The 21,787-nt window shown below is 72.4% G+C and carries 20 protein-coding genes; 14 read left to right on the forward strand and 6 right to left on the reverse strand.

The features are described from left to right. Positions 1 to 68: 68 nt before the first annotated feature. Both HTV45_RS13095 and hmgA read right to left on the reverse strand, forming a co-directional pair. A complete protein-coding gene (locus tag HTV45_RS13095; RefSeq protein ID WP_215205909.1) occupies positions 69 to 818 on the reverse strand; it encodes a GntR family transcriptional regulator in 750 nt (249 codons plus the stop codon). Between the two features lie 27 nt (positions 819 to 845). Next, on the reverse strand, positions 846 to 2,198 hold the full coding sequence (gene hmgA, locus HTV45_RS13100) for a homogentisate 1,2-dioxygenase (RefSeq protein ID WP_215205910.1): 1,353 nt from the start codon (positions 2,196 to 2,198) through the stop codon (positions 846 to 848). A gap of 174 nt (positions 2,199 to 2,372) precedes the next feature. On the opposite strand from hmgA, the gene HTV45_RS13105 reads away from it, so the two are divergent. The 9 genes from HTV45_RS13105 (at position 2,373) to HTV45_RS13145 (ending at position 13,772) form a co-directional block, all read left to right on the forward strand. Continuing rightward, positions 2,373 to 3,062 carry a hypothetical protein gene (locus HTV45_RS13105; RefSeq protein ID WP_215205911.1) on the forward strand — a complete coding sequence of 230 codons (690 nt, stop codon included), beginning with the start codon at positions 2,373 to 2,375 and terminating at the stop codon, positions 3,060 to 3,062. Beyond that, a complete protein-coding gene (locus tag HTV45_RS13110) occupies positions 3,059 to 3,676 on the forward strand; it encodes a TetR/AcrR family transcriptional regulator (RefSeq protein ID WP_215206181.1) in 618 nt (205 codons plus the stop codon). The genes HTV45_RS13105 and HTV45_RS13110 overlap by 4 nt, the downstream gene beginning before the upstream one ends. Before the next feature lie 95 nt (positions 3,677 to 3,771). Then, positions 3,772 to 6,030 (forward strand): molybdopterin oxidoreductase family protein, encoded by a 2,259-nt coding sequence (locus HTV45_RS13115; RefSeq protein WP_215205912.1) that lies wholly within the window; start codon positions 3,772 to 3,774, stop codon positions 6,028 to 6,030. A gap of 138 nt (positions 6,031 to 6,168) precedes the next feature. Further along, positions 6,169 to 7,638 carry a CitMHS family transporter gene (locus HTV45_RS13120; protein WP_215205913.1) on the forward strand — a complete coding sequence of 490 codons (1,470 nt, stop codon included), beginning with the start codon at positions 6,169 to 6,171 and terminating at the stop codon, positions 7,636 to 7,638. 28 nt (positions 7,639 to 7,666) lie between these two features. Then, positions 7,667 to 8,899, forward strand: a complete 1,233-nt coding sequence (locus tag HTV45_RS13125; RefSeq protein WP_215205914.1) for an MFS transporter — start codon at positions 7,667 to 7,669, stop codon at positions 8,897 to 8,899. 100 nt (positions 8,900 to 8,999) lie between these two features. Further along, on the forward strand, positions 9,000 to 9,197 hold the full coding sequence (locus HTV45_RS13130) for a hypothetical protein (RefSeq protein WP_215206182.1): 198 nt from the start codon (positions 9,000 to 9,002) through the stop codon (positions 9,195 to 9,197). Between the two features lie 607 nt (positions 9,198 to 9,804). After that, positions 9,805 to 11,148, forward strand: coding sequence for an ABC transporter ATP-binding protein (locus tag HTV45_RS13135; RefSeq protein ID WP_215205915.1), 1,344 nt, complete (start codon positions 9,805 to 9,807; stop codon positions 11,146 to 11,148). Between the two features lie 133 nt (positions 11,149 to 11,281). After that, the gene (locus HTV45_RS13140) at positions 11,282 to 12,670 is read left to right on the forward strand and encodes an aldehyde dehydrogenase family protein (RefSeq protein ID WP_215205916.1); all 1,389 of its coding nucleotides are present in this window, start codon (positions 11,282 to 11,284) and stop codon (positions 12,668 to 12,670) included. 16 nt (positions 12,671 to 12,686) lie between these two features. Then, the gene (locus tag HTV45_RS13145) at positions 12,687 to 13,772 is read left to right on the forward strand and encodes a Zn-dependent alcohol dehydrogenase (RefSeq protein WP_215205917.1); all 1,086 of its coding nucleotides are present in this window, start codon (positions 12,687 to 12,689) and stop codon (positions 13,770 to 13,772) included. A gap of 292 nt (positions 13,773 to 14,064) precedes the next feature. Here HTV45_RS13145 and HTV45_RS13150 read toward each other — a convergent pair whose 3' ends face one another. Next, positions 14,065 to 14,751, reverse strand: coding sequence for a TetR/AcrR family transcriptional regulator (locus HTV45_RS13150; RefSeq protein WP_215205918.1), 687 nt, complete (start codon positions 14,749 to 14,751; stop codon positions 14,065 to 14,067). Positions 14,752 to 14,853: 102 nt separating this feature from the next. Between HTV45_RS13150 and HTV45_RS13155 the strand changes: the two genes are divergently transcribed. The 3 genes from HTV45_RS13155 (at position 14,854) to HTV45_RS13165 (ending at position 17,170) form a co-directional block, all read left to right on the forward strand. After that, complete coding sequence (locus HTV45_RS13155; RefSeq protein ID WP_215205919.1) at positions 14,854 to 16,005, forward strand: acyl-CoA dehydrogenase family protein; 1,152 nt, start codon at positions 14,854 to 14,856, stop codon at positions 16,003 to 16,005. A 61-nt stretch (positions 16,006 to 16,066) separates the two neighbouring features. Next, complete coding sequence (locus HTV45_RS13160) at positions 16,067 to 16,354, forward strand: YiaA/YiaB family inner membrane protein (RefSeq protein ID WP_215205920.1); 288 nt, start codon at positions 16,067 to 16,069, stop codon at positions 16,352 to 16,354. 171 nt (positions 16,355 to 16,525) lie between these two features. Further along, positions 16,526 to 17,170, forward strand: a complete 645-nt coding sequence (locus tag HTV45_RS13165) for a TetR/AcrR family transcriptional regulator (protein ID WP_215205921.1) — start codon at positions 16,526 to 16,528, stop codon at positions 17,168 to 17,170. On the opposite strand, the gene HTV45_RS13170 is transcribed toward HTV45_RS13165, so the two are convergent. After that, positions 17,161 to 17,622, reverse strand: a complete 462-nt coding sequence (locus tag HTV45_RS13170; protein WP_215205922.1) for a MaoC family dehydratase — start codon at positions 17,620 to 17,622, stop codon at positions 17,161 to 17,163. The two genes, HTV45_RS13165 and HTV45_RS13170, sit on opposite strands and share 10 nt — an antisense overlap. A 140-nt stretch (positions 17,623 to 17,762) precedes the next feature. Between HTV45_RS13170 and soxR the strand changes: the two genes are divergently transcribed. Beyond that, positions 17,763 to 18,221: a redox-sensitive transcriptional activator SoxR gene (soxR, locus tag HTV45_RS13175; protein ID WP_308309540.1), complete on the forward strand. Its 459-nt coding sequence runs from the start codon at positions 17,763 to 17,765 to the stop codon at positions 18,219 to 18,221. A 292-nt stretch (positions 18,222 to 18,513) separates the two neighbouring features. Here soxR and HTV45_RS13180 read toward each other — a convergent pair whose 3' ends face one another. Beyond that, complete coding sequence (locus tag HTV45_RS13180) at positions 18,514 to 19,116, reverse strand: hypothetical protein (protein ID WP_215205924.1); 603 nt, start codon at positions 19,114 to 19,116, stop codon at positions 18,514 to 18,516. Positions 19,117 to 19,585: 469 nt separating this feature from the next. Beyond that, positions 19,586 to 20,842 (reverse strand): exo-beta-N-acetylmuramidase NamZ domain-containing protein, encoded by a 1,257-nt coding sequence (locus HTV45_RS13185; RefSeq protein WP_215205925.1) that lies wholly within the window; start codon positions 20,840 to 20,842, stop codon positions 19,586 to 19,588. A 169-nt stretch (positions 20,843 to 21,011) separates the two neighbouring features. On the opposite strand from HTV45_RS13185, the gene HTV45_RS13190 reads away from it, so the two are divergent. Continuing rightward, positions 21,012 to 21,785, forward strand: coding sequence for an SDR family oxidoreductase (locus HTV45_RS13190; protein WP_215205926.1), 774 nt, complete (start codon positions 21,012 to 21,014; stop codon positions 21,783 to 21,785). Positions 21,786 to 21,787: the final 2 nt, after the last annotated feature.

Genomic DNA, 21,787 nt, shown 5'->3' on the forward strand with positions numbered 1-21,787 from the left:
TTCCCCGCCTCCGGACGGGAGGCGCCCGGCACACCCGCCTGACGCCACGGGGCGGTCCGCCGGGCGGATCAGGTGGCGTCCAGCGTCACCGTGAAGGAGAAGCGGTCACCCCGGTAGCTGATGACGGCCACGTCCAGGACCCGGCCGCCGGTGTCATAGGTGATGCCGGTGTAGTGCAGGATCGGGCTGAGCAGCGGGACCCGGAGCAGACGGGCCGTCTCCGGATCGGCCAGCCGTGCCTCCACCGTGTCCGTGATCCGGCTGATGTCCGCCCCGACGGCATCCCGCAGCACCTTGGTCATGGGCCATCGCACCAGGTCGTCCAGGTCGATCAGGGGGGCCAGTTCCGGGCGGACGTAGTTGCGGGCGTGGTTCGTCGGCTCGCCCGTCTTCTCGTCGCTGCGCAGCCGGTGGTAGGCGGCCGCCTCGGACAGGTCCGGGAAGTGCTCGGCGATCTCCGCCGGCACCGGAGCCGGGCCGTGCTCCAGCAGTTCGGTGGTCATCCCGGACTGCTGGGCGACGATCGCGTCCACCGAGCCCAGCAGCCGCACCGGGGCGCCCCGCCGGGCGCCGGGCTCGATGAACGTGCCGCGCCGGCGGTGGCGGGTGATCAGCCCCTCGTCCTCCAGCTCCTTCAGCGCCTGCCGCATGGTGAGCACGCTCACCCCGTAGTGCCCGGCCAGCTGTTCCTCGGTGGGCAGACGCAGGGGGTCCCGGGGCGAGCGGCCGAGGATCGAGGCGCGCAACGACTGCGACACCTGATACCAGAGCGGCAACTTGCGGTTCAGGACGATCGAATCCGGAGCAAAGGAGGTCACGGGCTATCCGTACCGGTCGACAACGGTTCAGTGCAACGGGCGGAAGGTGCGCTCGATCCCGTGCCACACGTCGTCGTACCCCGGTTGCAGGTGCTCGGCCCGTGCCGCCTGAGGGGTCAGGGAGACCGGCCAGCGGGTCTCGAACATGAACGCCAGGCCGTCGTCGATCTTCTGCGGGCGCAGCTCCGCGGCGCTCGCCTTCTCGAAGGTGTCCCGGTCCGGGCCGTGCGCCGACATCATGTTGTGCAGCGAGCCCCCGCCCGGCACGAAGCCCTCCGCCTTCGCGTCGTACGCGCCCTCGATCAGGCCCATGTACTCGCTCATCACGTTCCGGTGGAAGTACGGCGGACGGAAGGTGTCCTCGCCGACCAGCCAGCGCGGGGCGAAGACCACGAAGTCCGCACCGGCGACGCCGGGGGTGTCACTCGGCGACGTCAGCACGGTGAAGATCGACGGGTCCGGGTGATCGTAGGAGATGGTGCCCATCACGTTGAAGCGGCGCAGATCGTAGGCGTACGGCACATGGTTGCCGTGCCAGGCTACGACATCCAGCGGGGAGTGGTCATAGGTGGCCGACCAGAGGTTGCCGCAGAACTTGTTCACCACCTCCACGGGACGCCCGACGTCCTCGAACGCCGCGACGGGCGCCCGGAAGTCCCGGGCGTTCGCCAGCCCGTTGGCGCCGATCGGACCGAGGTCGGGGAGCCGGAACGGCGCCCCGTAGTTCTCACACACATATCCGCGGGCGGACTCGTCCAGAAGGTCCACACGGAACCGCACCCCGCGAGGCATCAGCGCGATGTGTCCCGGCTCCACACGGAGCAGCCCGAACTCCGTGCGCAGCAGCAGGCCGCCGCGCTCGGGGACGATCAGCAGCTCACCGTCGGCATCGCTGAACACGCGGTCCATCGAGGCGGTGGCGTGGTACAGGTGCACGGCCATACCGGTGCGCTGGGCGACGTCGCCGTTGCCCCCCAGGGTCCACAGGCCGGCCAGGAAGTCGGTGCCTTCGGCCGGCTCCGGCAGCGGGTCCCAGCGCAGCCGGTTGGGGTCGGGGACCGTCTGGGTGAAGGGCGCGGTCCGCAGTGCGCCGTTGCCCGTGCGGGTGAACGCCGGGTGGGCCGCCGAGGGACGGATCCGGTACAGCCAGGAACGGCGGTTCTCCGCCCGCGGCTCGGTGAAGGCCGAACCGCTCAGCTGCTCCGCGTACAGTCCGAAGGGCGCGCGCTGCGGCGAGTTGCGCCCCTCGGGCAGGGCGCCCGGGATCGCCTCGGAGCTGTGCTCGTTGCCGAAACCGGAGAGGTGCTCCAGCCCTTCGGCGGTCCTGCGAGCTCCCTCGCGCCCGGATGCGCCCACGCGGGCGGTGCCCCCATCGCTCATGTTCGCTGCTCCCTCGGAGTCCGATTCCTATGGGACACCGTAGGATTGCGATTTCCCCGGCGCAAGAGGGCGCGCGATCCCGGTCCCGTTCGCTCCCTTCTCCTCTCGGCGGAGGACACGGAACCCGACTTCAGGTGGATCCGCCCGCTCGCACCACTGTTCTAGGCTCCCGGCATGACGTGGACACGGAGGCCGATCACCGCGCTCGCGGTCTGTGCCGTGCTGCTGGCCGGATCCGCGGGCTGCGCCTCCCGCGCGGCCCAGGGCGAGGGCGAAGTGACGTCCTCACCCGTCGGCCGGCTCCTCGACGAGCGGGACGAGGACGGGAGCCCCTACCGCGAGGTGGACGAGGAGGAGGCGCCCGAGGTGGGGGTCGAGGTCGTACCCGACTCCGAGGGCGGCTGGGACGTACGGCTGCGGGTGCGCAACTTCCGCTTCTCCCCGGACGGCACGGACAGGCGGGTGGTGGCCGGCCGCGGTACGGCGCGTCTCGAGGTGAACGGCCACCGTGTCGCCCTGCTGCGCACCCCCGAGTACCACCTCTCCGGCGACTTCGTCCCGCGCGGCACGCACAAGGTCACCGCGCGGCTGTACGCCGACGACGGCTCGGTGTGGGCCGTGGACGGGGAGCCGGTGGAGAGTACGGCCGACATCACGGTCTCGTGGGAGGAGCCGAGCGCGGACCCGAGCGTGGAGCCGATCGCGGGGACGTCCGCGCTCGGTGCCGTTGTGCCCGGGGTTCCGGCGTCCGGGTCCCCGGCGGCCGAGGTGCCCGGGGCCGGGGCGTCCGCGTCCGGTGCCGTGGACGGCCGTGGCCGTGGCGGAGGGCGGGGTTCGCCGGCCGGTGCCGGGCGGGCATGGTGACACCCGTGCCCGACGCGACCCCGCTCCGCAGAGCGCCCGTGCAGCGGCGCAGTGCCGAGCGCCTGGCCAGAATCCTCGACGCCTGCGCCGCGCTTCTCGACGAGGCGGGCTACGACGACCTCAGCACCCGTGCCGTCGCGGAACGTGCCGGGGTGCCCATCGGCTCCGTCTACCGCTTCTTCGGCAACAAGCGCCAGATGGCCGGCGCCCTCGCCCAGCGCAACCTGGAGCGCTTCTCCGAACGGGTCACCGAACGGCTCCGGGACACCGGGGACCGGGGCTGGCGGCACGCCATGGACGTCGTGCTCGACACCTATCTGGACATGAAGCGCACCGCACCCGGCTTCTCCCTGGTCGACTTCGGCAACCAGATCCCGGTCGGCACCCGCCGCGCCGAACCCAACCACGCAGTCGCCGACCGTCTCACCGACCTGCTCTCCGCCTACCTGGGCCGCGAGGCCGACGAGGACCTGCGCCGCGCCTTCCTCATCGCCGTCGAGACCGCCGACGCCCTCGTTCACCTGGCGTTCCGCATCACGCCCGAGGGGGACGAGAAGGTGATCGGCGAGCTGCGTGAGATGCTGCGCGCCTATCTGGCCCGGGTGCTGGACTGAGACGAGGGTGCACGCCGCCCCTCCCCAGCATGCGTACCGGTCGGTATGCTCGGCTCGTCCGCGCCACCACCGCCGCCGCCGTACCGGGAGGCCCCGTGTCCCGCACCGCCCTGCGTATCTGCCCCTTGTGCGAGGCCACCTGCGGTCTGGTGCTCACCGTCGACGACGGCCGGGTCACCGGCGCCCGCGGCGACCGTGACGACGTGTTCAGCAAGGGCTTCATCTGCCCCAAGGGCGCTGCCTTCGGCGCACTGGACGCCGACCCCGACCGGCTGCGGGGCCCGCTCGTCCGGGTCGACGGCGAGCTGCGGGAGGCCACCTGGGCGGAGGCGTTCGACGCCGTGGCCGCCGGGATACGGCCCGTGGTCGAGCGGTACGGCCCGCACGCCGTGGGTGTCGTCCTGGGCAACCCCAACGTGCACACCATGGCCGGTGCCCTCTACCCGCCCCTTCTGATCGCGGGGCTCGGCACCCGCAGCGTGTTCACCGCCTCCACGGTCGACCAGATGCCCAAGCACGTCTCCAGCGGACTGCTCTTCGGCGACGCGAACCTCATCCCCGTACCCGACCTCGACCGCACCGGCCACCTGCTGCTGATCGGCGCCAACCCCCTGGAGTCGAACGGCAGTCTGTGTACGGCCCCTGACTTTCCCGGCCGGCTCAGGGCGCTCAGGGCCCGCGGCGGCACCCTGACCGTCATCGACCCCCGCCGCACCCGCACCGCCCGCCTCGCCGACCGCCACCTCGCCATCCGTCCCGGCACGGACGCCCTGCTCCTCGCGGCGATGGCGCACACCCTGTTCGAGGAGGGCCTCGCCGACCTCGGCGAGCGGGCCACGCACATCCAGGGCGTCGACGAACTCGCCGCCGCGCTGGACGATTTCACTCCCGAGGCCGTCGCCGCCGCCTGCGACATCGACGCAGCGGCCATCCGCACCCTCACCCGTGAACTCGCCGCCGCCCCCACCGCCGCCGTCTACGGCCGCATCGGCAGCTGCACCGTCCCGCACGGCACCCTGGCCAGCTGGCTCGTGGACGTCCTCAACATCCTCACCGGCAACCTCGACCGTCCCGGCGGAGCGCTCTTCCCGCAGGCGGCCACCGACCGGACTCCGCGCCCCGCCGGCCCCGGCCGCGGCTTCGCCCTCGGACGCTGGCACTCCCGGGTACGCCGGCACCCGGAGGCCAAGGGAGAACTCCCGCTGTCCTCCCTCGCCGAGGAGATCGACACCCCCACCGCCGAGGGCGAGCCGGTCCGCGCCCTCGTCGCCGTCGCCGCCAACCCGGTGCTCTCCGCCCCGGACGGCGACCGCCTCGACAAGGCGCTGGGCGGCCTCGACTTCATGGTGAGCGTCGATCCGTACCTCAACGAGACCTCACGGCACGCGGACGTCGTCCTGCCGCCGCCCCCGCCCGCGCAGAGCCCGCACCACGACTTCGCCTTCAACACCCTCGCCGTCCGCAACCAGGTCCGCTACACCCGCCCCGCCGTCCCCCTGGAACCCGGCCGGATGGCCGAGACCGAGATCCTCGCCCGGCTCGTCCTGGCCGCGACCGGCATGCACGGCGCCGATCCGGCCGCCGTGGACACCCTGGTGATCGACCAGACCCTCGGCAAGGCGGTCCAGGCCCCGCACTCCCCGGTCCACGGCCGCGACCCGCAGGAGCTCGCCGGCCTGCTCACCGGCGAGAACGGCCCCGAACGGCGCCTCGACATGATGCTGCGCCTCGGCCCCTACGGCGACGGCTTCGGCGCCGACCGGGACGGACTCACCCTGGACCGGCTGCTCGCCCACCCGCACGGCATCGACCTCGGCCCCCTGCGCCCGAGGCTGCCCCAGCCGCTGAAGACCCGCAGCGGCAGGGTCGAACTGCTCCCCGAACCGATCGCCGCCGATCTCCCGCGCCTGCGCGCGGCCCTGGACGGGCGCCCCGGCGGGCTCGTCCTCGTCGGCCGCCGCCATCTGCGCTCCAACAACAGCTGGATGCACAACGTGCCCGCCCTCACCGGCGGCTCCAACCGCTGCACCCTGCACCTGCATCCCGAGGACGCCGAACGCCTCGGCGTGGAGAACGGACAACCGGTCCGCGTCAAGGGCGCCGGGGGAGAGGTGACCGCCCCCGCCGAGGTGACCGACGCCGTGCGCCCCGGGGTGGTGAGCCTGCCGCACGGCTGGGGGCACGACCGCCCCGGCACCCGCCTGGGACACGCGGCCGCCGATCCCGGAGTCAACGTCAACCAGCTCCTCGACGGCAGCCTCCTCGACCCGCTGTCGGGCAACGCCGTCCTCAACGGGGTGCCCGTCGAGCTGGCCCCGCTGACCGCCGCCGCGCCCGAACGCTCGGGCCTGTGACCTGAGCAAAGCTGTGACCTGGGGTTTTGCTCTTATTGCTCGCGGGCCGACGTCTTGCTGACGCGCCTTCGCCGCACCTAACGTCGTCGCACCGCCGGCCCTGGTGGGAGTTCAAGGGCGAACGTTAGGTGTCCATTCATGCTGACCATCCTCGGCTTCGCCATGATCGCGACCTTCCTGGTCCTGATCATGATGAAGAAGATGTCGCCGATCGCGGCACTCGTGCTGATCCCCGCACTGTTCTGCGTGTTCGTCGGCAAGGGGGCGCACCTCGGTGACTACGTCATCGACGGCGTGTCCGGCCTCGCCCCCACCGCGGCGATGCTCATGTTTGCGATCGTCTACTTCGGTGTGATGATCGACGTCGGACTCTTCGACCCCGTCGTCCGCGGAATCCTGCGGTTCTGCAAGGCGGACCCGATGCGGATCGTCGTCGGCACCGCGGTGCTCGCCGCGATCGTGTCCCTGGACGGCGACGGGTCCACCACCTTCATGATCACCGTGTCGGCGATGTACCCGCTGTACAAGCGCCTCGGGATGAGCCTGGTCGTGATGACCGGTGTGGCCGCCATGGCCAACGGTGTGATGAACACCGTCCCCTGGGGCGGCCCGACGGCCCGCGCGGCGACCGCGCTGAAGCTCGACGCCGCAGACATCTTCGTTCCGATGATCCCCGCCCTGCTGGTCGGGCTGCTGGGGGTCTTCGTCCTGGCCTACGTGCTGGGACTGAGGGAGCGCAGGCGGCTGGGCACGGTGACGCTGGACGAGGCGGGGAGCCGGGAGTCCGCCGAGAAGCCCACCGGGGAGCGGGAGGCGGCGCTGGTCGGCGCGGGGAGCGCGACAGGCGACTCCGTCCCGGCGAACCGCGGCACGGGTGCCGGTACCGGTGCCGGTACGAATCCTGGTACGGGCACGGGTCCCGGTACGGACTCCGGAAGGGAAGAGGCCGCCGCGGACTCCGACGACTTCCAGGGACTCGACCCCGACCGCCCCACTCTGCGCCCCAGGCTCTACTGGTTCAACGCGCTGCTCACCGTCTCCCTGCTCACCGCCATGATCACGGAGTTGCTGCCGATCCCGGTGCTGTTCCTGCTCGGCGCCGCTCTCGCGCTCTCCGTCAACTTCCCCCACCTCCCCGACCAGCGGGCCCGTATCGCGGCCCACGCCGACAACGTCCTCAACGTCTCCGGCATGGTCTTCGCCGCGGCCGTCTTCACCGGCGTCCTCCAGGGCACCGGCATGGTCGACAGCATGGCCAACTCGCTGGTGAACACCGTCCCCGACGGCTTGGGCCCGCACATGGCCCTGGTCACCGGCGTGCTCAGCCTGCCGCTGACCTACTTCATGTCCAACGACGGCTTCTACTTCGGTGTCCTGCCCGTACTCGCCGAGGCCGGCGCCGCGCATGGTGTCTCCCCGCTGGAAATGGCCCGCGCCTCCCTGGTCGGCCAGCCGCTGCACATGTCCAGCCCGCTCGTCCCCGCCGTGTACGTCCTGGTCGGCATGGCCAGGGTCGAGTTCGGCGACCACACGCGGTTCGTGGTGAAGTGGGCCGCCCTGACCTGCCTGCTGATCCTCGGGGCCGGTGTCCTGTTCGGCATCGTCTGAGCCGGCCGGCCGGGGGAAGGAACCGATCATGACGCCCGGTGGGAACCGCCGCTGGCTGCTCCGCCTCGTCATCGCCTTCGGCTTCGCGCAGGCGGCGGTGTCGATGGCCCGGCCCGCCGTCTCCTACCGGGCGCTGGCGCTGGGCGCCGACGAGACGGCGGTCGGTGTGATCGCGGGCGGGTACGCGCTGCTGCCGCTGTTCGCCGCCGTACCGCTCGGCCGGCGCACCGACCGGGGCCGCTGCGCGCCACTGCTGTGGGCCGGCGTGGTGCTCATCTCCGGTGGCTGCGCGCTGAGCGGCCTCGCGGGCTCGCTGTGGACGATGGCGCTGTGGAGCGGCGTGATGGGCCTCGGCCACCTCTGTTTCGTCATCGGTGCGCAGTCGCTCGTCGCCCGCCGGTCCGCACCGCACGAACAGGACCGCAACTTCGGCCACTTCACCATCGGTGCCTCGATCGGGCAGCTGGCCGGTCCCATCGCGGCGGGCGCGCTGATCGGCGCGGACATGGCCCGCAGCAGTGCGCTCGCCCTGCTGGTGGCGGGAGCCGGCGGTGCGGTCGCCCTCGCCTCGCTCCGGCGTATCGAACAGCCCGCGTCCCGCACACCCCGCGGCACGGAACAGGACGAGCGGGTGCCGGTGCGCGGCATCCTGCGGGCCAGGGGCGTCCCCGCGGGCATCCTCATCAGCATGGCCGTGCTGTCCGCGACCGACATCCTCACCGCCTACCTTCCGGTGGTCGGCGAACACCGGGGTATCGACCCGGCTGCCATCGGCCTGTTGCTCAGCCTCCGCGCGGCGGCCACGATCGCCTGCCGGCTGGTGCTCACGCCCCTGCTGCGGCTGTTCGGCCGTACCACGCTGCTGACGGTGACCTGTCTCCTGGCGGGCCTGGCGTGCGCGGCCGTGGCGGTGCCGGTGCCGGTCCGGGCGCTGGCGGTGATCCTTGCCGTGCTCGGCTTCTGTCTGGGCGTCGGTCAGCCCCTGTCCATGACGACGGTCGTCCGGGCCGCACCCGCCGAGGCCCGTTCCACGGCCCTCGCCCTGCGCCTGACCGGCAACCGCCTGGGCCAGGTCGCCGCACCCGGGGCGGCCGGCCTGATCGCCGGGACCGCGGGCGTGGCGGCGCCGTTCGTGCTGCTGGGCGTCCTTCTCCTGCTGTCCTCGGGCGTCGCCCTGTGCACCCCGCCCGGTCCCGGACAGGACCGGCCCGCCGACCGGGACGGCGCCCGCGACCGACCCCGGTGCGGTACGACCCGCTGAGCGGTGCCGCGGGCGCGTCCGTACTGAAAGAATGGCGGGATCACGCGAAGTACGGGCCCTGCCCGAAGAGTTGGGCGCGTACTCCTATGAGGAGAGCTTCATGCTGCTGATCGTCCTGGCCGGAGTACTGGTCGTCGTCATCGGGGGATGCGCCTGTGTCGTTCGGGCGTCACGGGGCGGCCCGCGGTGGGCGCGCGGCGTGGCGGTGGCGACCCTGGCCGCCGGTGAACTGGTCCGGAAGAGCCGGCCGCGCGGCAACGGCGGCTCGAGTGGCGCCGAGATGAGCGGAGACGGCTGAAGCGCCGGCACCGGGCGCGGCGGGTGCGTCGGGCAGGGGGCGCGCCACCAGGTCGCTGCTGCTGCGCGTCGCCGGGGCGATCCGGGACGTCGGTGCCGGTGGGGGAAGTGGTCGCCGGCGCGCGGACGCACCTGCCCGGACCGCGGACGGCGGGGACGCGGCGCGGCGGCCGGCGCGCATGCCGACCCCGGAACCACGGGCCGGGCGGCACGGGCCGGGCGACACGGACCGGCGACGCGCACCCGACGACATCGCCGGCGGCGATCCGCGTGAACGCCGGCCGCTGGACCTGATCCTCGGGACCTGGACCGCCCGGACACCGTACTGGCCGGGCCCGGGGACCGGCACCGGGAGATTCGACCAGGAGGACGTCGACCCGTCCGGCGATGCGGTCGGCCGGGCAGGAGTCGCCGGTCCCGCCGACCCGCGCGCTGAATCCGGACGTCCGCTTTCTCACGGATCGGACGAAGCGCCGAGATCCCGTCCCGCGTCTTCCCCCGGCCGCCTACTTTCCGTTAGCTTCCGTGACTCATGCGCCCCGTACGACCCGCACGAGGCGTTCGACCGCGGAGCGCCAGCGCCCTGATGAGCCCTCGGGGGCACCTTCATGACACGCGCCATCACGCTGAACGACGTGAGCAAGGCATACACGCGGGGCGCCCGCGTGGTGGACCGGCTCTCGCTGGACATCGCGCCCGGCGAGTTCCTCGTCCTGCTCGGGCCCTCGGGCTGCGGCAAATCCACCGTGCTCAGGATGATCGCCGGACTGGAGGAGATCGACGAGGGGCGGCTGTTCCTGGACGGCGAGTACGGCAACGATCTGCCGCCCTCCGAACGGGACATGGCGATGGTGTTCCAGAACTTCGCCCTCTACCCGAGCATGACCAGCCGCGACAACATCGGCTTCCCGCTGCGCATCGAGGCCCCCGGGGCCGACCCCGCCCCGCGGGTCGACGCCACCGCCCGGATGCTCGGCATCGAGGACCTGCTCGACCGGTTCCCCGCCCAGCTCTCCGGTGGCGAACGCCAGCGGGTGGCGATGGGCCGGGCGATCGCCCGCCACCCGTCCGCCTTCCTGATGGACGAGCCGCTGTCCAACCTCGACGCCAAGCTCCGCAACCATCTGCGCGCCGAGATCTCCCAGCTCACCCGCGAACTGGGCGTCACCACCGTCTACGTCACCCACGACCAGTCCGAGGCGATGTCGCTCGGCGACCGGGTCGCCGTGCTGCGCGGCGGTGTCCTCCAGCAGGTCGGCACCCCGCGCGCGGTGTACTCGCTGCCGGACAACGTCTTCGTCGCCGCGTTCATCGGCATCCCGCGCATCAATCTGCTGCGCGGTCTGGTGCGCGCACCGCTGGACGGGGCGATGACCGTCAGCCTGGGCAAGCAGTTCCTGCGGCTGCCCGAACCGCTGTCGCTGGACCACCAGTTGCTGCGTGTGCAGCAGGGCAGGGAAGTGATCGTGGGCCTGCGCTCGGAGGCCGTGCGGATCGCCAAACCGGCCGCCGCCCGGACCGGTGAGGTGGCCCTCACCGGCCTGGTGGAACACCTGGAGTTCCAGGGCCACGAGGTGCTCGTCCACTTCGACACCGGCTCCAGCCCCGCCCGCGTCCCCGAACTGGAGGCCCCGCGCCCGGCGGCCGACCGTCCGGACCGGCGCCGCCGCCGCGAGGGCGGCACGGTCCTGGAGCGGCTACGGGTACGTGCGGGGGCGCTGCGTGCGGGGTCCGTCGCCGCGGAGACCGAGTCCGTACCGCCGGACCCGCCCTCCGCCGCCGTGGAACCGCGGGTACCCGGCGACCTCATCGTCCGCACCACTCCCGACATCCGGCTCCGGCACGGCATGCAGGTACCGCTCCTGGTGGATCTCGCCCACCTGTTCATCTTCGACCAGTCCGGTCGGCGGATCTGCCCGAATCCGGACCGGCTGCCCGATCTGGAGGAGTGACACGGCGCGGGAGCGCGGATCCGCCCGTCCCCCTGGCGCCGGAAAATTATCACCGCTAGTTTAGTCGGCGGACGACACAGGCACCGGCCGATCTGGGCACCGCACCCCCACGCCCGCCCACGGAGGAAGCGCGATGAAGGCATACGACGGCATGTACATCGACGGCACCTGGCGCCCCGCCGCGGGACCGGGCGTGATCGAGGTCGTGAACCCGGCCGACGAGCAGGTGATCGCCACCGTCCCCGCCGGCACCGCGGAGGACGTCGACGCCGCCGTACGCGCGGCCCGCGCCGCCCTTCCGGCCTGGGCGGCCACCCCGCCCGCCGAGCGCGCCGCACGCCTCGCCGCCCTCCGCGACGCGCTCGTCGCCCGCCAGGACGAGATCGCCGGGACGGTGACCGCCGAGCTCGGCTCGCCCCTGAAGCTCTCGCAGGCCGTCCACGCCGGCGTACCGGTCGCGGTCACGGGCTCGTACGCCGAGCTGGCGGCGACGTACGCCTTCGAGGAGCGGGTGGGCAACTCGACGGTCCTCCACGAACCCGTCGGTGTGGTCGGCGCGATCACCCCCTGGAACTACCCCCTGCACCAGATCGTCGCCAAGACCGCCCCCGCCCTCGCGGCCGGCTGCACCCTCGTCGTCAAACCGGCGGAGGACACCCCGCTGGTCGCCCGGATCTTCGCCGAGGCCGTGCACGAGGCCGGTGTCCCGGCCGGTGTGTTCAACCTCGTCACCGGACTCGGCCCGGTGGCCGGCCAGGCACTCGCCGAGCACCCGGGCGTCGACCTGGTCTCCTTCACCGGCTCCACCGCCGTCGGCCGCCGCATCGGCGCGATCGCCACCGGCATGGTGAAGAAGGTCGCCCTCGAACTCGGCGGCAAGTCCGCCAACGTCATCCTGCCCAGCGCCGACCTGGCCCGCGCGGTCAACGTCGGCGTCGCCAACGTGATGACCAACTCCGGCCAGACGTGCAGCGCCTGGACCCGCATGCTCGTCCACCGCGAGCAGTACGACGAGGCCGTGGAACTCGCCGCCGCGGCCGCCGCCAAGTACGGCGACCGCATCGGCCCCGTCGTCAGCGCCCGGCAGCGGGACCGGGTGCGCGGCTACATCGAGAAGGGCGCCGCCGAGGGCGCCCGGATCGTCGCGGGAGGCCCCGAGGCCCCGCGCGAGACCGGCTACTACGTCAGCCCCACCGTCTTCGCCGACGTCACCCCGGAGATGGCCATCGCCCAGGAGGAGATCTTCGGCCCCGTCCTGTCCGTCCTGCGCTACGACGACGAGGACGACGCCCTGCGCATCGCCAACGGCACCGTCTACGGCCTCGCGGGCGCCGTCTGGGCCGGGGACGAGGCGGAGGCGGCCGCCTTCGCCCGCCGTATGGACACCGGCCAGGTCGACATCAACGGCGGCCGCTTCAACCCGCTCGCTCCCTTCGGCGGTTACAAGCAGTCCGGCGTGGGCCGCGAACTCGGCGCGCACGGCCTGACCGAGTACCTTCAGACCAAGTCCCTCCAGTTCTAGGGGAGTCGCCACCATCATGGCCGTACGTGCCGCCGTTCTGCCCGCCGTCGGTGCCCCGTTGGAGATCACCGGGATCGACCTGCCCGAGCCCGGCCCCGGCCGGGTCCGCATCCGGCTCGCCGCCGCCGGCGTCTGCCACTCCGACCTGTCGCTGTCCGACGGGACCATGCGCCTGCCGGTTCCGGCCGTCCTCGGCCACGAGGGCGCCGGTACCGTCGTCGCCGTCGGCGAGGACGTCACCCATGTCTCGCCCGGTGACGGCGTGGTCCTCAACTGGGCCCCGTCCTGCGGCGCCTGCCCCGCCTGCGCGCGCGGCGAGGTCTGGCTCTGCGCCAACGCCCTGGCCGGTGCGGCCGAGGTGCACGCCCGCCGCGCCGACGACGGCACCGACCTGTACCCCGGGCTGAACGTCGCCGCGTTCGCCGAGGAGACGGTGGTGCCGGCCTCCTGTGTGCTGCCCGCCCCGGACGGCGTCCCGCTCACCGACGCCGCCCTGCTGGGCTGCGCGGTGCTCACCGGCTACGGCGCCGTCCACCACTCGGCGCGGGTGCGAGCCGGTGAGACCGTCGCGGTGTTCGGCGTCGGGGGAGTGGGCCTGGCCGCACTCCAGTCCGCCAGGATCGCGGGCGCGTCGACGATCGTCGCGGTCGACGTCTCCCCGGAGAAGGAGGAACTGGCCCGGTCCGCCGGCGCCACCGACTACCTCGTCGCCTCGGACACGACCGCCCGGGAGATCCGCGCCCGCACCGGCAAGGAGGGGGCCGACGTGGCCGTGGAGTGTGTCGGCCGGGCGGCCACCATCCGTACGGCCTGGGAATCCACCCGGCGCGGTGGACGCACCACGGTCGTCGGCATCGGCGGCAAGGACCAGCAGGTCACCTTCAACGCCCTGGAGATCTTCCACTGGGGCCGGACCCTCTCCGGATGCGTCTACGGCAACTCCGACCCGGCCCGCGACCTCCCGGTCCTCGCCGGACACATCCGGGCCGGCCGCCTCGACCCGGGAGCCCTCGTCACCGAACGGATCGCCCTGGACGACATCCCGTCCGCCTTCGACAACATGCTCGCGGGCAAGGGCGGCCGGGCGCTGGTGGTCTTCTGACACACGTCCTTCGGGCTCCGCCCCGCTGAAGCCGTGCGGAACACCAGGCCGACCCGTCGGCCACCACGCCGTCACGGCCCCCTCCCGCCACAGCGGACAGGCCGCCCCCGCCGGCAGCCGGCCGGGCGCGAACGCCCCGGCGGGTACCCGGGCGCCGCACCGCGCACCGGCACGGAGGCGGAAACCCACGGCACCCCGGCGGTGCCGGCCGCGCAGCCCGCCGGCACCTCCGGGTGGCGAAGGGGCGCCGCCCCGTTCACGTCCGGAGTCCCGCACCCCGCGGCCCCGGGCTTCACGGAGCAGCCGGTGCCCCCGGACCCGATCCGCCCGCCGGCCCCGGCCCGTCGGCCCGCACCTGCTCGTACTGGAGCGCCAGCCCGTCGAGCAGCGCCGCCAGCCCCGTCTCGAAGGCCCGTTCGTCGATCTTCTCCTGCTGCTCGGCGAGCAGATGGGCCTGGCCGAGGTGGGGGTAGTCGGCGGGATCGTAGGCGCTCGCGTCGTCGACGAAGCCGCCCGCGAAGGAACCGAGCGCGGAACCCATGATGAAGTACCGCATCAGCGCGCCGATCGAGGTGGCCTGCGCGGGCGGCCAGCCCCCCTCGACCATCGCCCCGTAGGCCGCGTCCGCCAGCCGCAGCGCGGCCGGGCGGCGGCCCGGACCGCGGGCCAGGACGGGGACGATGTTCGGGTGGTCCCGCAGCGCGTTCCGGTAGGAGACCGCCCAGTCGTGCAGCGCGGTCCGCCAGTCCCGCCCGTCTTCGAACATCGACAGATCGACCTGCGCGCTCACCGAGTCTGCCACCGCCTCGAGGATCTCGTCCTTGGTGCGGAAGTGGTTGTAGAGCGAGGGCCCGCTCACCCCCAGTTCCGCGGCGAGCCGGCGCGTGGAGACGGCGGCCAGGCCCTCCGCGTCCACGAGCGCGCGGGCCGCTTCGACGATCCGGTCGGTGCTGAGCAAGGGCTTGCGCGGTCGGGCCATGGCGCACATAGTAGGACCGCGAGCAGAAACTAGCAGTGCTAATTAAACGCGCGCGGTCCTCGCCTGCGCACGGCAAGCGGATCTCACATGGGGTGACTCGGTATGGACCTGGAGCTGAGTGACGAGCAGGAAGCCGTCCGCCGGCTCGCCCGGAACTTCGTGGAGCGCGAGGTCACGCCCCACGCCGCCGCCTGGGACCGCGCCGAGGAGGTGGACCGCGGCATCGTCAAGAAGCTCGGCGAGGTCGGCTTCCTGGGCCTGACGGTCGACGAGGAGTACGGCGGCTCGGGCGGCGACCATCTCGCGTACTGCCTGGTCACCGAGGAACTGGGCCGCGGTGACTCCTCGGTGCGCGGGATCGTCTCCGTCTCCCTCGGCCTGGTCGCCAAGACGATCGCCGCCCGGGGGAGCGAGGAGCAGAAGCGCGCCTGGCTGCCGGGCCTCACCTCCGGGCAGTACGTCGGCTGCTTCGGCCTCACCGAGCCGGGCACCGGCTCCGACGCCGGCAGCCTCACCACGCGCGCCGTGCGCGAAGGCGACCACTACGTCATCAACGGCACCAAGATGTTCATCACCAACGGCACCTGGGCCGACGTCGTCCTGCTCTTCGCGCGCTCCACCGACGCCCCCGGCCACAAGGGTGTCTCCGCCTTCCTGGTCCCGGCCGACACCCCCGGCCTGACCCGCCGCGCCGTCCACGGCAAGCTCGGCCTGCGCGGCCAGGCCACCGCCGAACTGGTCCTCCAGGACGTCCGCGTCCCCGCCTCCGCGATGCTGGGGGAGGAGGGCAAGGGCTTCTCGGTCGCCATGTCCGCCCTCGCCAAGGGACGGATGTCGGTCGCGGCCGGCTGTGTCGGCATCGCCCAGGCCGCCCTGGACGCCGCCGTGCGGTACGCGGGGGAGCGCGAGCAGTTCGGGAAGCCCATCGCCCGTCACCAGCTCGTCCAGGAGCTGATCAGCGACATCGCGGTCGATGTCGACGCCGCCCGGCTGCTGACCTGGCGGGTCGCCGATCTGATCGACCGGGGCCGCCCGTTCGCCGTCGAGTCCTCCAAGGCCAAGCTTTTCGCCTCGGAGGCGGCCGTCCGCGCGGCCGGCAACGCCCTGCAGGTCTTCGGCGGCTACGGCTACATCGACGAGTACCCGGCGGGCAAACTCCTGCGCGACGCGCGCGTGATGACCCTCTACGAGGGCACCAGCCAGATCCAGAAACTGGTCATAGGCCGCGCCCTGACGGGAGTTTCCGCGTTCTGAGTACGAGCACTGAGTAGCCGAGCGGATGTGGTCGCGGCCACATCCGCCGATTCTTGTCCCCATGAGCGACACACCGGTCAAGCAGCAGAGTACGGCCGCCTTCTACATGCAGGCCATGGCATCCTTCGCAGTGGCCATGGGCGCCACCGCGATCGGCATCTTCAACCTGGAGACCGACGTCTGGGTCCGTGCCTTCCTGGGCATCGCGGTCCTGTACCTCGTCACCTCCGCGTTCACCCTGGCCAAGGTCATCCGCGACCGCCAGGAGGCCGGCGCGATCGTGAACCGGGTCGACCAGGCCCGCCTGGAGAAGCTTCTCGCCGAGTACGACCCGCTGCAGAAGCTCTGAGGCGAAGCGCCGTGCGCCGGATCCCGTCCCGGCGGGCCCCGGTCACGGTCCACGTCCTCCGGCCCGCGCGGCTCCCCGGCCCCGCTCCGCGGTGCTCCGCCGGGACCGGCGCTAAGCGCCCGCTCACCCTTGCCGGTATGGTGTTACTCCTGCCAGCGAATGAGGTGAGCGATGAGTACGGCGGAGGAGACGGCCGGCGATGAGGCGCAGCCGTGGGGTGAGGTCACGCCCGACGCGGCCCGACGGCTACTGCTCGCTGCCGTGGAGGCGTTCGCGGAGCGCGGCTACCACGCCACGACGACCCGCGACATCGCGGGCCGTGCCGGGATGAGCCCGGCGGCGCTCTACATCCACTACAAGACCAAGGAAGAGCTGCTCCACCGCATCAGCAGGATCGGCCACGAGAAGGCCGTGGAGATAATGCGCACGGCGGCCCGCACCCAGGGTGGCCCGGCGGAACGCCTCGCCGACGCGGTCAGCTCCTTCGTCCGCTGGCACGCGGGCGGCCGTACCACCGCCCGGGTCGTGCAGTACGAACTCGACTCGCTCGGACCCGACGCCCGCGCGGAGATCCTCGCGCTGCGGCGCCAGGTCGACGCCGAGGTGCGCGGGATCATCGAGGAGGGGGTGCGCACCGGCGACTTCGACGTCGCGGACGTCCAGGGCACCACCCTCGCCGTGCTCTCGCTCTGCATCGACGTGGCCCGCTGGTTCAACCTCGACGGGCCCCGCACCCCCGAAGAGGTCGGCGAGCTCTACGCCGATCTCGTGCTCAGGATGGTCGGGGCCCGGGGAGCCGGCGCCGCTCAGAGGTAGTAGCGGGCCACCGACTCCGCCGCGCAGACCGGCTTGTCGCCGCCCTCGCGCTCGACGGTGAACGCGGTGGTCACCTGGACACCGCCCTTCACCTCGTCCACGGCGGTGATCGTCGCGGTGGCGCGGACCCGCGAGCCGACCGGCACGGGGGCGGGGAAACGCACCTTGTTGGTGCCGTAGTTGACGCCCATCTTCACGCCCTCGACGGAGATCAGCTGCGGACCGAACAGCGGCAGCAGCGACAGCGTCAGATAGCCGTGCGCGATGGTCGTCCCGAACGGTCCCGCCGCGGCCTTCTCCGGATCGACGTGGATCCACTGGTGGTCACCGGTGGCCTCGGCGAACAGGTCGATCCGCTTCTGGTCGACCTCCAGCCAGTCGGTGTACCCCAGCTGCTCGCCCACCGCCGCCTTCAGGGCGTCGACGGACGTGAAGATCCTCGGCTCTGCCATGTCCCGGCCTCTCGCGTCACGTAGTCGCAGGCGCATCCGCTGCGCATGCCTAAGCAACTGCTTAGCATGGTCGGCCCGGGAGTCCCTGTCAACGGACACGGGTGCCCCGGGAGCCGATGGCAATCGGTAGGGTTCGAGGAGTGCACCGGATTCCAGAGAAGATCCACGAACTCACGGTCGGCCAGCTCTCCGCCCGCAGTGGCGCCGCCGTCTCCGCCCTGCACTTCTACGAGTCCAAAGGGCTGATCAGCAGTCGCCGCACGCCGGGGAACCAGCGCCGCTACAGTCGCGACACCCTGCGCCGGGTCGCCTTCATCCGCGCCGCCCAGCGCGTCGGCATCCCGCTCGCCATGATTCGCGAGGCGCTCGCCGAGCTGCCCGAGGAGCGCACCCCCACCCGGGACGACTGGGCGCACCTCTCGGAGGTCTGGCGCTCGGAGCTGGACGAGCGCATCCGCCAGCTCAACCGCTTGCGAGACCACCTCACGGACTGCATCGGGTGCGGCTGCCTCTCCCTGGACAGCTGTGTCCTGTCCAACCCGGACGACGTCTTCGGTGAGCGCATCACGGGCTCCAGCCTGCTGCAGGGCGGCCGCTGACCCCCGCATGCTCCCCACCGCCGACAGCCGTGCCTCCCCCGGAGGGGAGAAAGAACCGGTGGGGCGGCCCAGGCCGACAGGCGGGGGGAGACGAGGGCGTCGGCGCCCGGATGCTCGTGGACGGCCAGGATCTCGGCGGTGACGCGCAGCGTCGACAGTGCCTGCTGCGGTCCCCGGAGCCATCGGGGGTGCGGCATCCCCGGCGCACCCCCTGCCCCCGTTGCTCCCTGTCCCTCGGATCTCTCAGGTGTCTCAGGCCGGGACCAGGTGTCTCAGGCCGGGACCAGGCGTCTCAGGCCGACACCAGCAGCCTCACCCGGCGGGCGTCCGCCAGTGCTCCGGGGGTGAGCACGGGACGCGGCACCAGGATTCCGCAGTCCGTGCAGACCGGGCCCGCCGAGGGTTCGTGATCCAGGTCGTGGCGCCACATGAGCCGTTCCCCCCGGCACACGGGGCAGGCCGTACCCGGCTCACGCTCCAGGGCGGCGATCAGCCGCCGCAGCACCTCGGCCAGCGGCTCCCGCGGGTGCACCCGCGGATCGTCGCACCAGGCCACACCGAAACCTCCCCAGGTCAGCCGGTGCCAGTCGTCCACACTGCCCGGGCTGCGCAGCCCGTCGTGCTTCTCCTTCCTGCGGCGCTCGGCGAACTCCACCTCGTAGGCCAGCCAGACCGCCCGGGCCTCCTCCAGCTCGTCCAGTGCGGCCACGAGCCGCACCGGGTCGACGGAGCGGTCCTCGGGATCGAACCCGGCCCGCGAGCACAGATGGTCCCAGGTCGCCCTGTGCCCGTAGGGGGCGAATCGCTCAAGGCACTTGCGCAGCGAATAGCGCCTCAGCGCCAGATCGCACCGCGGATCTCGGACCTGTCTCGCCAGACTCCGGAAACCGGCCATCGTCCTGCACCTCCGTCACACCTGCACCTGTAATCCGGTCACTTCGGCGTCGTCGAACGGACGTCACCGAGTAGACGTATCGACACGCGAATCGGCTCCATCCTTTTTCGAAGGCCCCCTTCGGTCGGCCGCAGGAGCACGTGCGCCAACTCCCTTGGCCCGTGCTTCAGTTGTGGTCGTCCACGGGGATACCGGCAGTAACACCATCGGTGCCCGCAGGGTGGGGTTCCCCTCGACAGCCTGAGAACTCCCCGCGGCTTCCACGGGTTCCTGAACATCCGGCCGATATGCACACCGATCTCCGATCCGCCGCGCCAGCCGCGCCGTACGGGGGTGACCGGTCCCGCGACAGCGCAGGTCACAGGGGTGGAGCGCGCACACGCGGACGGCGCCGGGCCGCTCTCCGCGACCCGCCGCCGTCGTCGTCCGCCCCGCGGCGCCGCCCGCGGTCTCCGCCGCCCTGCCCCGCTCAGCGGTACAGCAGGTACTCCCGCCGCGTCCGGCGGAACTCCGCCAGCTCCTCCTGCCAGCCGCCGGTCACCTCGTCCGTGTCCGCGCCCGCGTCGATCATCGTGCGTACGAGGGTGGAGCCGGTGAGCTTGTCGATCCAGTGGTCCGGGCGCCAGGCGAACCCGCTCCATGACCGCCTGGCCGTGATCAGCAGCCCGATCCCCGTGCGTACCGGGTCGAACGACTCCCGGTCGTGCACATGCACCTGCACGCCGCCGATGGTCTTGCCCTGGAACTTGGAGAACGTCGGCGCGAAGTACGCCTCGCGCAGGCGTACGCCCGCCAGTCCCAGACCATTTGCCTCCTCCGCCCACCCCCGGCCGATCCCCTCCGCGCCCAGCAGCTCGAACGGCCGGGTGGTGCCGCGCCCCTCCGACAGGTTCGTCCCCTCGAACAGACACGTCCCGGAGTACACCAGCGCCGTCTCCGGCGTCGGCATGTTCGGGCTCGGCGGCACCCAGGGCAGCCCGGAGGCGTCATAGAAGTCCGACCGCTTCCAGCCCGACATCGATACGGTTTCCAGGGGTACCGGCGTCGGCAGGAACTCCCCGTTGAACAGCCTCGCCAGCTCCGCCACCGTCATGCCGTGCGCCTGCGAGATCGGCTGCCGTCCGACGAAGGTCGCGAACTCCCTGTGCAGCACCGGACCCAGCGCGGCCCGCCCGGTCACCGGGTTCGGCCGGTCCAGGACCATGAACCGCCTGCCCGCGAGCCGCGCCGACTCCATGCAGTCGAACAGGGTCCAGATGTAGGTGTAGAACCGCGCGCCCACGTCCTGGATGTCGAAGACGACGGTGTCCACGCCGGACGCGGTGAAGATGTCGGCGAGTTCCTGACCGCTCTTCAGGTACGTGTCGTAGACCGGCAGCCCGGTGGCCGGGTCGTCGTGGCGGCCCTCGGACCCGCCGGCCTGCGCCGTTCCCCGGAAGCCGTGCTCGGGGCCGAAGACGGCGATCAGGTCGATCCGGTCGTCCCCGTGCATCACGTCGACGATGTGCCGCGCGTCCCGGGTGATGCCGGTCGGGTTGGTGACCACGCCCACCCGCTGACCGTCGAGCGGCCGGTAACCGTCCGCCGCGAGCCGTTCGAAACCCGTGCGCAGCCTCCGGCCGCCACCGCGGGGCGACGCAGGCCCGGAAGCGGCGGCCGCCGGCGCGGCGGAGGCCGCGAGCGCGGCCGTGGTGGTGGCGAACAGGTTCCGTCTGGACAGCTTCATACGGTGACCTCCGTGATCGCGGCGGGTGTCATGCCCACGCACGCTAGCGCGCGGGACCGGCCCGGGGGGTGAACCTGACCGGTCCCGCGCCGAAGACCTCTTCCACCGGGCATACCGACCGGTTAGTCTGACGGCCGGAAGCCGCTGGGAGCCGCGTCGAAGGAGTCCGATGGTGCAAGCCGTGCAGGGTGCGAAGGTGGTCGTCACGGGAGCCGGTGGCGGCATCGGAGCGGCGCTCGCCCGCCGCTTCGCGGCCCAGGGCGCGCAGGTCGTGGTCAACGACCTGGACGCGGACCGCGCGAAGGCCGTCGCGGAGGAGATCGGCGGGATCGCGGTCCCGGGCGACGCCTCCTCGACCGTCACCGAGGCCCGGGAGGCGCTCGGGGGGACGGTCGACGTCTACTGCGCCAACGCCGGCGTCGGCCGCGACGGAGGGGAGCCCGGTGGGCCCCTCGACGACCAGGGCTGGGCCCTCTCCTGGGACGTCAACGTCATGGCGCACGTCCGCGCGGCCCACGCGCTGCTGCCGGACTGGCTGGAGCGCGGCAGCGGCCGTTTCGTCTCCACCGTCTCCGCCGCCGGCCTGCTCACCATGATCGGCACCGCCCCCTACAGCGTCACCAAGCACGGCGCCTACGCCTTCGCCGAGTGGCTGTCGCTGACGTACCGCCACCGCGGGGTGAAGGTGCACGCAATCTGCCCGCAGGGTGTGCGCACCGACATGCTCGACGCCAGCGGCAGCGCGGGAGACCTGGTCCTCAAGCCCACCGCGATCGCACCGGACGACGTGGCCGACGCTCTCTTCCGCGGCATCGAGGAGGACCGTTTCCTGATCCTTCCGCACCCCGAGGTCGCCGAGTACTACCAGGCGCGCGCCGCCGATCCCGAGCGCTGGCTCTCCGGCATGAACCGCATCCAGCAGCACTGGGAGACCACCCGCTGACG

Origin of the sequence: Streptomyces sp. CHD11 (assembly GCF_018638295.1) — a bacterium.
GTDB lineage: Bacteria > Actinomycetota > Actinomycetes > Streptomycetales > Streptomycetaceae > Streptomyces.

Excerpts from the sequence above, each read along its gene's own strand:
- HTV45_RS13125 (WP_215205914.1), top strand. The coding sequence starts at position 7,667 with ATGACGCCCGGTGGGAACCGCCGCTGGCTGCTCCGCCTCGTCATCGCC.
- HTV45_RS13135 (WP_215205915.1), top strand. The coding sequence starts at position 9,805 with ATGACACGCGCCATCACGCTGAACGACGTGAGCAAGGCATACACGCGG.
- HTV45_RS13130 (WP_215206182.1), top strand. The coding sequence starts at position 9,000 with ATGCTGCTGATCGTCCTGGCCGGAGTACTGGTCGTCGTCATCGGGGGA.
- hmgA (WP_215205910.1), bottom strand. The coding sequence starts at position 2,198 with ATGAGCGATGGGGGCACCGCCCGCGTGGGCGCATCCGGGCGCGAGGGA.
- HTV45_RS13120 (WP_215205913.1), top strand. The coding sequence starts at position 6,169 with ATGCTGACCATCCTCGGCTTCGCCATGATCGCGACCTTCCTGGTCCTG.
- HTV45_RS13150 (WP_215205918.1), bottom strand. The coding sequence starts at position 14,751 with ATGGCCCGACCGCGCAAGCCCTTGCTCAGCACCGACCGGATCGTCGAA.
- HTV45_RS13180 (WP_215205924.1), bottom strand. The coding sequence starts at position 19,116 with ATGGCCGGTTTCCGGAGTCTGGCGAGACAGGTCCGAGATCCGCGGTGC.
- HTV45_RS13185 (WP_215205925.1), bottom strand. The coding sequence starts at position 20,842 with ATGAAGCTGTCCAGACGGAACCTGTTCGCCACCACCACGGCCGCGCTC.
- HTV45_RS13145 (WP_215205917.1), top strand. The coding sequence starts at position 12,687 with ATGGCCGTACGTGCCGCCGTTCTGCCCGCCGTCGGTGCCCCGTTGGAG.
- HTV45_RS13105 (WP_215205911.1), top strand. The coding sequence starts at position 2,373 with ATGACGTGGACACGGAGGCCGATCACCGCGCTCGCGGTCTGTGCCGTG.
- HTV45_RS13160 (WP_215205920.1), top strand. The coding sequence starts at position 16,067 with ATGAGCGACACACCGGTCAAGCAGCAGAGTACGGCCGCCTTCTACATG.
- HTV45_RS13155 (WP_215205919.1), top strand. The coding sequence starts at position 14,854 with ATGGACCTGGAGCTGAGTGACGAGCAGGAAGCCGTCCGCCGGCTCGCC.
- HTV45_RS13165 (WP_215205921.1), top strand. The coding sequence starts at position 16,526 with ATGAGTACGGCGGAGGAGACGGCCGGCGATGAGGCGCAGCCGTGGGGT.
- HTV45_RS13190 (WP_215205926.1), top strand. The coding sequence starts at position 21,012 with ATGGTGCAAGCCGTGCAGGGTGCGAAGGTGGTCGTCACGGGAGCCGGT.
- HTV45_RS13170 (WP_215205922.1), bottom strand. The coding sequence starts at position 17,622 with ATGGCAGAGCCGAGGATCTTCACGTCCGTCGACGCCCTGAAGGCGGCG.
- HTV45_RS13140 (WP_215205916.1), top strand. The coding sequence starts at position 11,282 with ATGAAGGCATACGACGGCATGTACATCGACGGCACCTGGCGCCCCGCC.